Origin of the sequence: Scytonema hofmannii PCC 7110, assembly GCF_000346485.2 — a bacterium.
In the GTDB taxonomy this organism is placed as follows: Bacteria; Cyanobacteriota; Cyanobacteriia; order Cyanobacteriales; family Nostocaceae; genus Scytonema; species Scytonema hofmannii.
The window spans coordinates 246978-262065 of record NZ_KQ976354.1 but is presented as its reverse complement, the minus strand read 5'-3'; the positions used below and the strand labels follow the sequence as shown (position 1 = coordinate 262065).

Here is a 15088-nt window from a genome sequence, read left to right as displayed (position 1 = left end):
AGTCGAGTCCTTTGTCAATTTTCTATCTCCCAATCTTCAATCAGCAAGTTATGAACGCGCTTAAATTCTTTGGTATTATGGGTAATGAGGGTTAAGTTATTTGTCAGTGCGATGGCGGCAATTTGTAGATCGTAAGCTCCGATTGGGGTGCCTAATACTTCTAGCTGAGAGCGAATTATTCCAAATGTCATTGCTGCTAGATCGTCGAAGGGTAGTGATATAAATTGAGCTAAAAATTCTTGCTGCAAAGTAAGATTACGTTCTGGATTAGCACTTTTCATTGCACCATAAAAGAGTTCGGCTTTGACGACTGAGCAAACAGCAATATCTCTAGCGGTAGTGGATTCTAGTTTCTGCTTTAAGGTAGAATTTCTACCACGCAGATAGATAATGCAAGTGTTAGTATCTAGCAAGAATTTCATAGAATCGCTTCGCGTTCTTGTTGTTGTCCTTGGGGATGTCGAAAAAATGTTTCATCTTGGATACATCCATAAAATTGAGGAAGGGGGTATTCTGGTTTTTGAGTTGGAGTTTCTGGTTGTAGGGAGTCGATGAGGGTTTTTAGCAATGTCCAGCCTCGGCTAATGTCTAATTCTTCGGTAAGTTCAGCTAAGAGGGATTGACGGAAGAATTCTGAGAGTTTAGTGGATTGCTCTGAGTGGGTGTTGTTTTTGTGTGTAGTCAGGCTTTGTGCAAGGATTTGAATGATATACAGTTTATCGTTGGGGGGAAGCTGAAGGAGTTTTTGTTCGAGTTCTGGGATAGTCATGATGGGGTTTACATAGAGGATAAATTTATTCTATAACTTGGGTCTACAATGAAAGGCAAGACTTAGATGTAAATTATGCCCGCAAACGAAGATACCTAGCGTCAGCACCCCGCACTAAAGTGATGGGGCTTCATGCCTCACCATTTTAGTTAGTTGCACCAGACTATCAGCCTTAAACAAGCTGGGTTCACATTAAGAGTTAAAAGACTCACCTTGGGATGCGTAGCTAGTTCCAAGCTCTGAAATCAAGCAATTAAACGCTGAAATGTTGTTCGCGGTAGAACAAAGCGATCGCCAAATTATTGTTATCCTGAAGAACGGTGATTAACTGATTTTGCGCTCGCATAGGTGCGTTCAGCCATTTTGAACTTACAACTCCTCAAAAGCACTGACACCTTCTCATAATTTAGTAGAATGGGAATAAGGTCTTGAAGGGTTAGATAGCAAAAGCGATGATTTCACAAGTTGACGAAATCAAATATTATACTTCAGAGGAATATTTGGAACTAGAAGTTAATTCCCAGGAACGTCATGAGTATATCGATGGTGAAATTATAGTTATGACTGGTGGTACACCAAATCACAATAAAATTGCTCTCAATTTGAGTGCTGCTTTAAATTTCGCGCTTAGGCGTCAACCCTATCAAGTATTTGTCACTGACCAAAGGTTGTGGATACCCGAAAAGGGTATTTACACTTATCCCGATGTCATGGTTGTTGATGGTGAGTTGCAATTACAAGAAGGACGAAAAGATACTATTACTAATCCTTTGATAATTTCTGAGGTTTTATCAAACTCTACTAAAAGTTACGATAGAGATGATAAATTTGCGGCTTATCGTACTATTCCAACTTTCCAAGAATATATTTTAATAGATCAATATAAAGTACATATCGAGCAATATTTTAAAACAGATAAGAAGCGCTGGACTTTTGTCGAATATGATGATTTAAACGAAACAATTTCTCTAAATTATATTAATTTTGAAATCGCGCTTGCTGATATTTACGATAAAGTTAATTTTGAATAAGGGCTACGATCTAATTCAACAAGTGAGAACCTCTTCGGGAGAGCAAGGGGAAGTGGTGCTAGCCATTGCTGTGACAGGCTATGGCAATGAAAAGATGCTTGAACGTGCTCTGTGTGCTGGGTTTGACTTGTGGTTAACCAAACCCTTGGATTTTGATGAGTTCCTTGCTGTGCTTGGCTGTTTATCGAAATGAAACCAATCCAAATTACCGATCACTATTTAGTCAGAAGTTGGAAGCGCAGAAAATGCCCAATGCGTTAAAATTTATTGAGTACAGACTGATGGATAGTTCATGAAAATCAAAGCGGTTATTTGGCAAGAAAATGGAGTGTGGTGTGGTTCTGTACCTGCACTACCAGGATGTCATACTTGGGGAGAGAGCTACGAACACTTGCTAGAGATGTTACAGGAAGCTGTTCAAGGTTGGTTAGAGGTTGCAAGTGAGCGAGAAGAAATTGAGCCAGAGAAGCAGTTAGTTGAGCTATCGATATGAAAGCTATTTCTGGTAAGGCTCTACTCGTAATCTGTATGCTCTTCTAGTTGGTATTTTAGTATGAAAAAAAGTATACTAACAGATAGTACTCAAAATTCAAAAACGAAATATAAAGTGAGAGCGATTTGTTCTATCCGAAGGAGAAAACGTTAAATTGACGAACTACTCATTTTGGTTCTATTGGTTTGTCTTCTTCGGGGTTATTTTTGCCCGATACTTTCTGATCGCAGGGGGAGCGTACTTGCTCTTCTATTCGATTCTAGGGAAGTCTCTGGCCAAACGGAGTTTGCGTTTCAAGCCACCGTTGAGTCGGTCGATTTGGAACGATATCAAACTATCGATTCTCTCTGCGGTTATTTTTGCTCTTTGTGCAGCATTCATCATCTCAGAATACGATTTGGGAGTAACGCTCTTGTACACTGACCTCCGTGAGTATGGACTGTGGTATTTAGGAGTCAGCTTTGTGGCAGTGCTTATCTTTCAGGATACGTACTTTTACTGTATTCACCGGATGTTTCACCACCCCTTGCTTTTCAAATGGATGCATCATGGACACCACCGTTCGGGAGATCCAACACCTTGGAGTTCCTTCGCTTTTGACCCGCCAGAGGCGATTGTACAGGCGCTCTTCTTTGTAGGTGTAGTCTTCATAGTCCCGCTCCATTTCATCACCTTAGTTGCGGCGCTCATAACGATGACGGTATGGGCAGTGTTGAATCATGTTGGATTCGAGCTATTTCCCTCGTCATTTAAGAGCCACTGGTTCGGAAGGTGGTTCATCGGTCCGACGCATCACTCGATACATCATCGCAAGTACACCATGCACTACGGATTGTATTTTACGCTCTGGGACAAACTACTCGGTACTCAAGACCCTAATTATGAGAATGAGTTCCACATCGAAGATTTTTCGTGAGCGTCAATTAAAAGAGTTCAAATCGACACTTTCCTTACTTTTTGTATTGTAAGTCAATCAAATAAAACGAATAAACCCAGAAATAAAACAGCACTTTGTCATGCTGTAGAGGAATGCTAACAAAGCTTATGCAATTGAATGTTAAACCTTAACTGTTACTTCGACTACTTAATTAGTGCTCTCCAGTAGGCAGACAACAGGAATCACCTGGGAAGCGATCGCCTTTTTTGGATACGGTGGCAAGTATCAGATCGTCTTTGATTGGCAGCTATTTGCTGAATAGGCAACTGACAATGTCCTAATTAGTAGTCATTTATATCAGCCTCTTGATGTCCGTTATAGTTTGACCGGACACAAGAGGCTTTTTCTACGGTATTCAGAAGCTATGCTAAAACCAATTATGCAGTTCATTTAAATACGGTCTTCTTCAAATAGTGTAGGATGGGTATTGCCAATCCTTTCAAGGCGTAATTAAAATACATACAGGGTAATGCTTCCAACGATTTTGAACCCAATTTTGCATAAAGGGATCGGTAGAACCAAAAACGCCAAGAAAAAAGAACAGTCGCAATGCCTCCTGAACAAATACACATGAACCAAGTTTTACCACCAAAAAATTTCAAGTATAAAGTTACGTTACTAGAAATAATTGCTGTATTTTTTGGGGCTATTTTTCTAGTAATGATTGGCATCACTGGACTAGCGATTCAGTTCACGACCAATGCCTTCAAGCCACAGAGAGCAGAAGCTATAGCTAGGAGCATTATGAACTATAGCTTTCCAGACGGTTCTCAAGGTGTACTTGGTTTAAATCTAGCAGGAGCGCAAATAGCACTCATTACCAGTAACAGTGACAATCCGGACATACGTCTTTTAGTTGCGAGGGTTGTCATTGATTCGCAAACAGATAAAAAGCAAGTTGAGCAAATTCTTGATAGCACTTTTCTAGGAGACAGAGATAATTTTCAAGTCTCTACTTCCAGGTCAGAACCTAAAAAACTTTGTGGTTCACCCACCCTGGTAACTGTGGAAGAAGGGGAGACGAAATCACCAGACGATGCCAAAACTCATTTTACTGTTAGTTACAAAACGAGTGTGGTAATCGGAAAGAACCGCTATTTTGTTATTGTGTTGGCTCATGGTGTGGATGGCGTGCAAAAAGCAGAAACAGTTTTTAACTCTCTGAAGTGCAAGTTACCTGAAAGTTAGTTACGCGATCGCAGCACAAAGGTTGCCCAAATTTGAGCCACCCATTCACTTCCTCCTTCCTAAGGTAGAAGCCCCTCAATTTATTGATGGAAAAGTAAAATTTTGTTCTTGCCATTTCAAATCCCCTCAATTTATTGATGGGGATACAACTTCGGTCTTCCCTCTTCCTTCTTACGAGCGTTAATTAGTCAAAGATATTCGTAGCAGTATAAAAGCACTATTGCTTGAAGCGGCAGATTACGAGATTACATCACGTGAAAAAACCCCTCTAGCTAAAACTGTTCGTACTTGTCGTCAACTACTTAAGGTCGAATCTGCAATGTGGCTTTTTGTGGCGACGGAGGGTGTAGAGCCAACAAATAATGCAGCAGAAAGAGCTATTCGTCCTGCGGTCCGAAAAGCGACGTACCAGTTTTGGTTCTCAAACAAAAGCTGGGAGCACTTTTGTGGCGCGAATGCTCACTGTTGTTACAACTCTCAAATCTCAGCAACGTCATGTTTTGGAGTTTATAACACAAGCGGTTGAGTCGTGCTCGCCTTGGCAAACAAGCTCCTTGTTTGCTTCCAGAGGTAATCAATGAGTGACCAGGAGCCAAAATCTAGCAATGCAATTGTAACTTCCTTGGTGAGGATCAGCAGTTCTCGGTTCTGGGGATGTTGACTATATACATCGGTTCATCTTTGTCTACGATCGCCTGAGTGATTCTCCCTGAATCTACATCAGTTCATCTTCGTCTACGATCGCCTGAGTGATTCTCCCTGAATCTACATCAGTTCATCTTTGTCTACGATCGCCTGGGTGATTCTCCCTGAATCTACATCGGTTCATCTTTGTCTACGATCGCCTGAGTGATTCTCCCTGAATCTACATCGGTTCATCTTCGTCTAATTATCTCTGCCCACAGCGATTAATTAGGCAATGGATCTGTTTCAGGGCACTCCCTCCCTGAACGGTTACGTGTTAGAAAGAGAAAGCCAACCGTAAACAGAACGGCACTCAGTGATAAGCTAAACGCAAATCGCCCCAACCCACGTAGGTGGGTTTTGCCTGTATAGACGCGAATTCCATTCGCCAAGACAAGCATGAATTGAGACTTTACAAACATCCTCTAAATAAGCGTAACTTTAAAAACTTTGTTAACTTTTTGTAATTCTAGAAGTTTAGAATTGGTAATAAACTTCTTAAAATCGCCACCTAGTTTCAACCGAGTCAATGCTTTAGTAACTGGTTCATTATTACGCTTTAAGTACTCTTGACCTAAAATCGATAAGGCAATAGATTGTTTGTCAGTACCAACATCATGAATAATATCTATTAACTGCTGTTCAATCGCTGCTCGGTTAGGCTCGTCAGTTTGAGTAGCCGCAACAGTTGTTGTCGTCGCAGTTTTCTTACCAAAAACAGCGACATTATTATCGCCAGGATATTTCGATACTTTGATTTGGGTATCTTGTCGCACAACTCGGTAGACTTCTAATTCTTGTTGCAACAAACAATTACACAAACTTACCATAACTGTATCTGATGAACAGACAAATACAGCTTTGGCTTTGCGGTATAGTTCGCGCAATTGACATCCAAAAGCAATCATTTTTCCATCAGCAGCATCCTTGGCCCCAGGTACTTGAATAAGATCGTATCCTCTCTCGTACAATAATTGATCTGCATTTCCTAACGTCCGCCAATTGGCGAATGCGATTTTGTAAGTGATTTGGTAAGAACAGCGCGACTGCAAGAACGTTTCCATCTCTACCGTTAATTGAAGATTTTCGGCATCAAGTAACAAAACTGCAATCCCTTTGTTCCGAGAGGTAGGCATTCTCACCCAACTATATTTTGACTGCTGTTAACCTTCGCGATCTTAGCGTCTTCGCGGTTCAAAAATATTTTTTATACCATGAAGACGCTAAGAACACAAAGAAAACCTTAAGAGCGAGCAATTTGTTAGTTAAATGTGCTTTCTCTTAAACAGTCTCGAGCTGATAACTTTTTTCCTCCTGCTGTTCTTCCTTTGCATGGCGTAATGCGTCTAATTGCGCTTGCAACTGTGCTTTAACTTCATGTCTGTAGGTAAAAAAGTGCTCTCCAATACCTAAGGCTGTTAAATAATCATAGACAAGACGGGGTTTGGCAAGAGCGATCGCTATCAATTGCCACCAATACCTAAATCTTGTAGAACGCACTACACCCTGACGCCAGCATAATGCCGCAAATAAGCGAATTTCATGCCACGTTATTGGCCGATTGGTTTTCCCACGCCATCCTTTCATCATCATCATGTGACGGAAGGTTCGTTTGAGATAGGGCATTGGTTCGTAAATATGCCAAAATGCGTCAATGTATTCCTCGGTAATTTCTTCCACTGGACGCGTTGGTACAAAGTTCATAATCGAGCCTTGGTGAACCGTCCCAAACCCATCCAGCAATCTTCCTTCTTGCTGCAAGCGGTTCCACATAGCAGTGTTTTGCAATGCTTGTAGCAAGCTAAAATGTCCTTGAGGAATTCCTGTCTCTTCCATAAATGCCCGAATCCTTTTACCTGCACCAGGGCGTTCGTTGTCAAAGCCCATGATGAAGCCAGACATAATCTGCAATCCCGCTCGTGCGATCTTATGGCAAGACTCCATTAAATCTTGGCGCGTGTTCTGAACTTTGTGAATGCCCAATAGGCTATCTGTATCTGGTGTTTCAATACCCATGAACACCATGGTGAAACCAGCTTTCACCATTAACTCAATGAGTTCGTCATCTTCTGCTAAGTTAAGAGAAGCTTCTGTTATGAGGATGAACGGATAATTGTGTTCCTCCATCCAAGGGATGAGCGATCGCAAAAACAATTTAGCGTTGCGTTTGTTGCCAATAAAATTGTCATCCACAACAAACACATACCGCCGCCAGCCCAAATCGTAGAGGACTTGAAACTCCTTAAGCATTTGTTCTGGTGTTTTTGTACGGGGCTTACGTCCATACAAGTTGATAATGTCGCAAAACTCACACTGAAAAGGGCAACCCCGTGAAAACTGTACGGTAATCGCTAGGTATGCATTCAAATCCAGTAAGTCAAAGCGGGCTATGGGAGTCTGAGTGACATCTGGTTTTTCTGTAGAGCGGAAAATTCCCCGTTCATCTCCTCGTGCTAAAGCTGCCAAAAACATGGGGATAGTGCATTCCCCCTCATCTAAAATGAGATAGTTAGCTCCGGCCTCTAAAGCAAATTCTGGTACTGATGTGGGGAATGGTCCACCCACGGCAACTTTTTTACCTAACGCAATTCCTTTTTGAATCAATTCTCGAAAATCTTGTTTCTGGATTATCATTGCAGAGATAATCACAATATCGCACCAAGCCCAATCGTCATCTGTCTCCAGACGGACATTACGGTCTACCAACCGAATTTCCCAATCAGCAGGTAACAATGCAGCTACAGTAATTAATCCTAAAGGCGGATTTGTAGTGCGTAAACCTGACAAATCGAGTGTTTCTTGGTAAGACCAGAAAGAATTGGGCATTATAGGCCAGAGGAGTAAAGCTTTCATGGAGCACACACCTCGGAGTGTTAAAAATACTTAAACTTAGGTTACTTCTACTTTGCTTCAAAAGAGCTTACGTTTTGTCTATTTTTGTAAACTAATTGTTATTGGTTAGTAGGGGCGCAAGGCATTGCGCCCGTACAGTGGTTAGTAGTTCTTCCACTAACAACTAACCACCAACCACTAACGACTAATCAAAGTAAAATACATGAGCAACAAGCAACGAGTCCTTTCTGGCGTTCAACCTACGGGCAATCTACATTTGGGTAACTACTTAGGTGCTATCCGTAACTGGGTGGAAATCCAAAACCAGTACGATAATTTCTTTTGTGTGGTGGATTTGCACGCCATTACAGCACCGCACAATCCCGCAACCCTTGCATCAGATAGCTACACGATCGCATCTCTCTATCTGGCGTGTGGTATTGATTTAAGCCACTCCACTATCTTTATACAATCTCACGTATCTGCCCATAGCGAACTGACTTGGTTGCTTAACTGCATCACTCCCCTAAACTGGCTGGAAGATATGATTCAGTTTAAAGAAAAGGCAGTGAAGCAGGGAGAAAACGTTAATACGGGTTTGTTAGACTACCCAGTGTTAATGGCTGCTGATATTTTACTGTATCAAGCAGATAAGGTGCCAGTGGGTGAAGACCAAAAGCAACATTTGGAATTGACGCGGGATATTGTTAACAGGTTTAACCACTTGTTTGCTAAACCGGATCGTCCAGTGCTGAAGTTACCAGAACCCTTAATTCGTAAGGAAGGTGCTAGGGTAATGAGTTTAACGGATGGGACTAAGAAAATGTCAAAGTCCGATCCGTCAGAATTGAGCCGGATTAATCTGTTAGACTCTCCTGATGAGATTGCCAAGAAAATTAAGCGGTGTAAAACCGATCCAGTTCGCGGTTTGGAGTTTGATAACTCAGAACGTCCTGAAAGTAACAATTTATTAACACTGTATATGCTGCTTTCAGGCAAAACTAAGGAAGAGGTTGCGGCTGAATGTCAGGATATGGGCTGGGGACAATTTAAGCCTTTGTTTACAGATGTGGTGAACGCTGCTTTGAAACCCATTCAGGAAAAGTATCAGGCGATCGTGGACGATAAAGGCTACCTTGAGTCTGTGTTGCGTGAAGGAAGGCAGAAAGCTGAGACTGTTGCCAACGAAACACTGACACAAGTGAAGAAGGCAATGGGTTACTCAATACCACTGTAGCATTTTTACCTTTTTAATTTTAGATTTTAGATGGACTGTACATCTAAGGTCTAAAATTAACTTCTTCCAATTTTATGGACAACATCTTAAAAACAACTCCCTTGAGTTCATTTCGCGCAGCAGCGCTTGCAGGGGAGTTTCTCGTGACTGCTGAGGTTGCACCTCCTAAAGGGGGAGATCCAACACATATGCTTGAAATGGCGGCGACCCTTAAGGGGAGGGTTCATGCTGTCAACATCACAGATGGTAGCCGTGCTGTGCTGCGGATGTCTTCGCTAGTGGCATCAGCTATTTTGTTACAGAATGGAATTGAGCCGATTTGTCAGATTGCATGCCGCGATCGCAACCGGATTGGTTTGCAAGCCGATCTTATGGGCGCTCATGCTTTGGGTATTCATAATATACTCGCTTTGACTGGTGACCCCGTGAAAGCAGGGGATCATCCAGAAGCCAAAGGGGTTTTTGATTTAGAGTCAATACGCTTGCTACAAATAATACAGAAGCTCAATCATGGTGTTGATTGCAACGAGCAACCTTTAACAGATGGAGCACTTAACTTATTTCCTGGTGCAGCCGTTGACCCACAATGTAAAAGTTGGTCGGGTTTGCAAAGCCGATTTGAGCGCAAACTAGAAGCAGGAGCGCAGTTCTTTCAAAGTCAGTTAATTACAGATTTTGAACGGCTAGAAAAGTTTATGGATCAAATAGGGGGTGGTTGTAATAAACCGATTTTAGCAGGAATTTTTCTTTTAAAATCAGCTAAGAATGCTCAATTTATTAATCGATGCGTACCGGGTGTGAATATTCCTGAAGATATAATTGATAGATTGGCAAAAGCAAAAAAACCTTTAGAAGAAGGTATGAAAATTGCTGCCGAACAAGTGCAGATAGCGCGTCAATTGTGTCATGGAGTTCACATGATGGCGGTGAAGCGTGAAGATTTGATTCCGCAAATTTTGGATTTAGCAGGGGTTGCACCAGTTGGTAGTGTTGTGTCTTGAATAATAACAAATTTATTTTTTTCAGCAAAATCAATTTGATTTTTGCGAAATTGTGAGTTTTTTGAGTGCTAAGTGCAGCTTTACACTTAGTACTCATTTTATCAGAGCTAGCTGTTATGGTAAGCAAGAGGTTATCTATCAAGCAAATTTTAAGAGTACTTAATGGTTGGTTAAAAAAAATTTACCTAGCTGATATGATTGGACTATAGCAATCCTATTTGATTTGTTTTTGAACCGCAGAGGACGCAGAGGACACAGAGGAAAGAGAGAACTGAGATTTTCAACGGTTAGTTAGGATTAACTCAATCCTATACTTAAAAAATAACAACTGATAAATGATAAATAGCAAGCCTGACTAGTTAGCTTGATTTGTGACAACAGATTTAGATATTAATGGCTAAGGAGTATTTGAAATGAAAAATGAGAATTATAATGCTGAATTCATTGATGAAGATATGGTAGATGAAGAAAATAATGAAGAAGAATTTCTAGATGATAAAGATACTACTTTACGGTACGATCCTGAAAAAATTAATATTGTTACCAAAGAACCAACTATTGAACAGTTATTAAGACGAATTGATGAGGAAGCACTTGATTTAGCACCTGATTTTCAACGTCAAGCCAACATATGGAAGGAGGATGTTAAAAGCAGACTTATTGAATCTATCCTCATTCGCATTCCCCTACCCGCCTTTTATATGGATGCTACTAATGAAGATAAATGGTTGGTTGTAGATGGCTTGCAACGGCTATCTGCTCTGAAACAGTTTGTGAGTGATAAAAATCTAAAGCTAACAGGTCTGGAGTATCTCAAGGAGTTAGAGGATAAAACATACGATCAATTAGAGCGTCGATATCAACGGCGAATTGAAGAAACTCAAGTAACAGTTTATCTGATTGAAAAAGGCACTCCTATTGAAGTAAAATATAATATTTTTAAAAGAATTAATACAGGAGGTGTACCACTTTCTTCTCAAGAACTGCGTCATGCTTTAAACCCTGGTAAGGCAAACAAGTTTTTGATTAGACTTACGGAAACTCAAGAGTTTCAGCGAGTAATTCCTTTGAGTGATGCAAAAAGAAAACGTATGGATGATCGGGAATTTGTACTAGGTTTCTTAGCTTTTACTCTGACTTCTTATAAAGATTATAAAGAGGAAACTAGAGATTCTTTTTTAAGTAAAGCCTTGTCTAAAGCGAATTATTTATCAGATGAAGAATTAGAAAATATTGAAAAAGAATTTAAAAAAGTAATGCTTGTAGCTTTGGAAATTTTTGGAACGGATGCTTTCCGAAAAGTTTCCAATAAAAATAAGAAAAAATATCCAGTCAATAAATCCTTATTTGAGTCCTGGTCAGTAAATTTGAGCCAACTGAATAATGAACAAATTGAAACCTTGAAAAAACGGAAGAAAAAATTACTCAATAGTTTTACTTTTTATGTAGACAATGATAAAGATTTTTTAACGTCTATTTCTCAAGCTACAAGTAAAATAGAATATAGGTTTATTACTATTGAAAAAATTATTCAGGAAGTACTTGTATGATTCATTTACTACGCTTAATTAATTTCAAAGCTTTTGAAAATCAATCCCTTAAATTCAGACCACTCACTCTATTTTCTGGTCTCAATAGTACTGGGAAATCATCAGTGTTACAATCATTACTACTCTTGCGTCAATCATATCAACAAAGTTTATTGCCTGACATAGGTTTAGCATTAAATGGGGATCTAGTTTGTATTGGTACAGCTCAAGATGCTCTTTTTGAGGGTGCAGGTAAAGAAGATCCTATTGGCTTTGATATTGTTTGGGAAAATGGTATAGAAGGAATATGGCGTTTTAGATATGACAGAGAGGTTGACGTATTGAATATTGCATCACAGATGCTTACTCAAGAAGTTTATGAATTAAGCCTTTTCAGCAACAAATTTCATTATCTTCAAGCAGAGCGTATTGGACCGAGACCCTTTAATGAAATGTCAGATTATCAAGTAAGACGACTTGGGCAAATTGGGACTAAAGGTGAATACACTGCACACTTTCTTTCAATTTATAGAGATAAAGATATTCCTAATAAAGAACTGAGCCATCCAAAGGCAAAGTCTTGGAATTTAATTAATCAAGTTGAAGCATGGATAGGGGAAGTGAGTCCTGGTACACGCATCAAAATTACTCCAAAACCAGATGTTGATTTGATGAGTTTTCAATACTCTTATGGAGATAGTAACCCTTATCGTGCCACAAATGTTGGTTTTGGAATTAGTTACACTCTGCCGATTATTTTAACAGTACTGTCATCGTATGCAGGAACGCTAATTATAATTGAAAATCCCGAAGCTCATCTGCATCCAAGAGGACAAGCAAAAATGGGCGAGTTGCTAGCGATCGCAGCTAGTTGCGGCGTTCAGGTTGTGATAGAAACTCATAGCGACCATGTTTTAAATGGAATTCGTCTTGCTGTTCATGGCGGTAAGCTTGCTCCTGAAGACGTTCAGTTGCATTACTTTCAACGCAAGGAAAAAGAAGGATTGGCTTTTTCTGAAGTTGTTTCACCAAAAATTGATAGAAATGGAAGAATAGACCAATGGCCAGATGGCTTCTTTGATGAGTGGGAAAAAAGTTTAGACGCTTTGCTTGAACCAGCAGGAGAGTAGAACATGGATATCGACTTAATCTTAAATGAACTCTCTTTACAACAGCCTGCACCTAATCAAGAGGTAGCAAAACAATGGATGTCATGCTTAATTAAGACTACAGCAGTTTTCCAATATATGAACCACACTATGCTCTTGTGGTACGGGCGTCCCCGCCCGTACATCATAGAGGGCGGGCGAGGACGCCCACCCCACTCCATGTGGTCTCAATACTGCAAGGGCTGAGAAAATTGTCGAGGGAGACAAGCACCTTTGTGCAGGGGTTGCAGGGGGTGCAGGGGAGGAAAAAAAGGCTTAACCGACAAGTATTGCATGTGGTCTAATAAGAGTGACAATTGCTGTGATTTGTCCATATTCAAACCTGTAATATTCCCGAAAAAAACCTTTGCCTGTAGTCAATAAAAATTTATCTTTTCATCCCCTAATGGGGATGAAAGCAAGATAAAATACAAAAAAACTCAAACACCATCATGCCTCCACGCTCTCAAAAAAAGCCAAGCAAACCTCAGTCTCGCCTAAAATGGTCGCCAAACACAGAATTAATAGGCTTGGTGTTTGAGTTAGTCCCCCAGAAAGATTTTTATCTTTACGCCCAATACACTATCGGACTTCATGCTTGGTTTCTCGATCAAGTACGTTCCACAGATCCAGAACTTTCAGCTTACCTCCACGATGGAGAATCCGAAAAACCCTTTACTATTTCAGCATTAGATGGAGAGCTAACAAGTAGCGGTAGACAAATACAACTACTTGCAAACACTTCTTATCATTGGTACGTCACCGCTTTATCCAGTCGAGTGCAAAAGTGGATGGCGCAGTGGGTAAAAAAGTTACCTTCTACAGTAGATTTGCGGGACGCCCCCTTGACTATAGCTTCCTGTCAAATTTCACATCCTCCTACAACCTATGCTGAACTGTTAGATTCTGAACACAGTGGAATAATCTCTTTAAAATTTCTTAGCCCTACGAGTTTCCGTCGCAAAGGTCATCATCTACCTTTACCCGTTCCAGTGAACGTCTTTCACAGCTACCTAAGGCGTTGGAATGACTTTTCCGGTATATCTGTTGACCAAGATGCTTTTCTGACTTGGGTCGATGATAATGTCTTGATTAATCGTTGTCAGGTGACAACTGTAAAGGTATTAGCAGGTAAAAAAGGTGCAGTTACAGGATTTACAGGGTCAATTGAGTTGAGTTTGACTAAGGAAGCAGCACAACAACCAGAGTTTCAGCAGTTATTTTATGCTTTGGGGAAACTCGCAATTTATTGTGGAACCGGTCATAAAACCACTTTTGGTTTGGGACAAACACGTTTGGGTTGGTCATCTGAAGTTCTCCAAGATATACCTGATGTGCAAAGCGTGTTAGCAAAACGAATTGAGGATTTAGTAGAAATTTTTAGGGCGCAACGCAAGCGAACTGGAGGAGAACGTGCAGATGAAATAGCCTCGAAATGGGCAACTATTTTGGCAAGACGGGAAATGGGAGAGTCTTTGCAGGTCGTGGCGCAAGATTTGGATATGCCTTATGAGACTGTAAAGACTTATGCGAAATTGGCACGTCGAGCTTTAAAAGAGCAATAGTCATAACCATATTTGTCTAAATAACAGTAGATACACGGATAAACTTTAGTAGCAATCGTTGCAATACATCAGTTACCACCGACAGAAAAAACATTATGGTTGAGGATACTGGGAAAAGGAAGAGTACAGCAACAAGCTATCCAAGAATTGCAAGCGTTACCAGAAGATCATCCCGTACGGGAAGTATTGATGGATTTGTTAAGTAATCTCAAAAGTACATTAGAACTGAAACAAGATTTAGACCCAGAGGAGCGGGATTTAATTATGCAGTTATCACCAGTTTACGAACAAAGACTTGCAGAAGCCAGAGAACAAGGGGTTCAAGCAGAACGTCGCCGTACAATAGATACTTTAGATTCTTGATTGAGAATGCGATTTGGAACTGTAGATGAAGAATTAGCAGCAGCGATTCAACCAATCGCTGATTTACCTTCACAAGAGTATGCAGCTTTGTTGTTACAGTTACCTAATTTATCCCGTGAAGATCTGTTAGCAAGATTTGTGAACAGTGAACAGTAATCAGTCCAAGATTTGACGCTCTGCAAGATCCCCGACTTCTTGAAGAAGTCGGGGATCTTATGGAATTTAATGACCATTAAATCCGTACTTACACTGGTGTTATTTTAAATAAATGTAGGCTATTTTACTTATAATCCTTTTTTAGTGCTGATATT

The 15088-nt window shown here is 40.4% G+C and carries 17 protein-coding genes and 1 pseudogene; 14 read left to right on the top strand and 4 right to left on the bottom strand.

The window, feature by feature from the left end:
• Positions 1-14: 14 nt before the first annotated feature.
• On the bottom strand, positions 15-422 hold the full coding sequence (gene vapC, locus WA1_RS01195; protein WP_017749267.1) for a type II toxin-antitoxin system tRNA(fMet)-specific endonuclease VapC: 408 nt from the start codon (positions 420-422) through the stop codon (positions 15-17).
• A complete protein-coding gene (locus WA1_RS58485; RefSeq protein ID WP_017749268.1) occupies positions 419-769 on the bottom strand; it encodes a hypothetical protein in 351 nt (116 codons plus the stop codon). The genes vapC and WA1_RS58485 overlap by 4 nt, the downstream gene beginning before the upstream one ends.
• A gap of 452 nt (positions 770-1221) precedes the next feature.
• Between WA1_RS58485 and WA1_RS01185 the strand changes: the two genes are divergently transcribed.
• From WA1_RS01185 to WA1_RS01160, 6 genes and pseudogenes are all read left to right on the top strand, one after another.
• A complete protein-coding gene (locus tag WA1_RS01185) occupies positions 1222-1800 on the top strand; it encodes a Uma2 family endonuclease (protein WP_017749269.1) in 579 nt (192 codons plus the stop codon).
• Between the two features lie 22 nt (positions 1801-1822).
• The gene (locus tag WA1_RS01180) at positions 1823-1993 is read left to right on the top strand and encodes a response regulator (RefSeq protein ID WP_272819045.1); all 171 of its coding nucleotides are present in this window, start codon (positions 1823-1825) and stop codon (positions 1991-1993) included.
• Positions 1994-2092: 99 nt separating this feature from the next.
• Positions 2093-2293 (top strand): type II toxin-antitoxin system HicB family antitoxin, encoded by a 201-nt coding sequence (locus tag WA1_RS01175; RefSeq protein ID WP_017749271.1) that lies wholly within the window; start codon positions 2093-2095, stop codon positions 2291-2293.
• A gap of 154 nt (positions 2294-2447) precedes the next feature.
• Positions 2448-3209, top strand: a complete 762-nt coding sequence (locus WA1_RS01170; protein ID WP_017749272.1) for a sterol desaturase family protein — start codon at positions 2448-2450, stop codon at positions 3207-3209.
• 570 nt (positions 3210-3779) lie between these two features.
• Complete coding sequence (locus WA1_RS01165; RefSeq protein ID WP_017749273.1) at positions 3780-4418, top strand: hypothetical protein; 639 nt, start codon at positions 3780-3782, stop codon at positions 4416-4418.
• A 187-nt stretch (positions 4419-4605) separates the two neighbouring features.
• Positions 4606-5003 (top strand): annotated as a pseudogene (locus WA1_RS01160) (IS66 family transposase); the annotation flags it as partial.
• Positions 5004-5527: 524 nt separating this feature from the next.
• Here WA1_RS01160 and WA1_RS01155 read toward each other — a convergent pair.
• Both WA1_RS01155 and WA1_RS01150 read right to left on the bottom strand, forming a co-directional pair.
• Entirely contained in the window at positions 5528-6238 is a 711-nt protein-coding gene (locus WA1_RS01155; RefSeq protein WP_017749274.1) for a hypothetical protein, read from the bottom strand.
• A gap of 145 nt (positions 6239-6383) precedes the next feature.
• Positions 6384-7955: a B12-binding domain-containing radical SAM protein gene (locus WA1_RS01150; RefSeq protein WP_017749275.1), complete on the bottom strand. Its 1572-nt coding sequence runs from the start codon at positions 7953-7955 to the stop codon at positions 6384-6386.
• A gap of 202 nt (positions 7956-8157) precedes the next feature.
• On the opposite strand from WA1_RS01150, the gene trpS reads away from it, so the two are divergent.
• The 8 genes from trpS to WA1_RS59225 all read left to right on the top strand — a co-directional run bounded on the left by trpS (position 8158) and on the right by WA1_RS59225 (position 14933).
• Positions 8158-9171 (top strand): tryptophan--tRNA ligase, encoded by a 1014-nt coding sequence (trpS, locus tag WA1_RS01145; RefSeq protein WP_017749276.1) that lies wholly within the window; start codon positions 8158-8160, stop codon positions 9169-9171.
• A 74-nt stretch (positions 9172-9245) separates the two neighbouring features.
• Complete coding sequence (locus tag WA1_RS01140) at positions 9246-10172, top strand: methylenetetrahydrofolate reductase (RefSeq protein WP_017749277.1); 927 nt, start codon at positions 9246-9248, stop codon at positions 10170-10172.
• Between the two features lie 413 nt (positions 10173-10585).
• Positions 10586-11722 (top strand): DUF262 domain-containing protein, encoded by a 1137-nt coding sequence (locus WA1_RS01135; RefSeq protein WP_017749278.1) that lies wholly within the window; start codon positions 10586-10588, stop codon positions 11720-11722.
• Positions 11719-12831, top strand: coding sequence for an AAA family ATPase (locus WA1_RS01130; RefSeq protein ID WP_017749279.1), 1113 nt, complete (start codon positions 11719-11721; stop codon positions 12829-12831). The genes WA1_RS01135 and WA1_RS01130 overlap by 4 nt, the downstream gene beginning before the upstream one ends.
• Before the next feature lie 3 nt (positions 12832-12834).
• On the top strand, positions 12835-13056 hold the full coding sequence (locus WA1_RS01125; RefSeq protein ID WP_017749280.1) for a hypothetical protein: 222 nt from the start codon (positions 12835-12837) through the stop codon (positions 13054-13056).
• A 245-nt stretch (positions 13057-13301) separates the two neighbouring features.
• A complete protein-coding gene (cas6, locus tag WA1_RS01120; protein WP_017749281.1) occupies positions 13302-14414 on the top strand; it encodes a CRISPR-associated endoribonuclease Cas6 in 1113 nt (370 codons plus the stop codon).
• Positions 14415-14513: 99 nt separating this feature from the next.
• Positions 14514-14777 carry a hypothetical protein gene (locus WA1_RS59230; protein WP_017749282.1) on the top strand — a complete coding sequence of 88 codons (264 nt, stop codon included), beginning with the start codon at positions 14514-14516 and terminating at the stop codon, positions 14775-14777.
• Positions 14778-14783: 6 nt separating this feature from the next.
• Positions 14784-14933, top strand: coding sequence for a hypothetical protein (locus tag WA1_RS59225; RefSeq protein ID WP_017749283.1), 150 nt, complete (start codon positions 14784-14786; stop codon positions 14931-14933).
• The last annotated feature ends 155 nt before the right edge of the window (positions 14934-15088 follow it).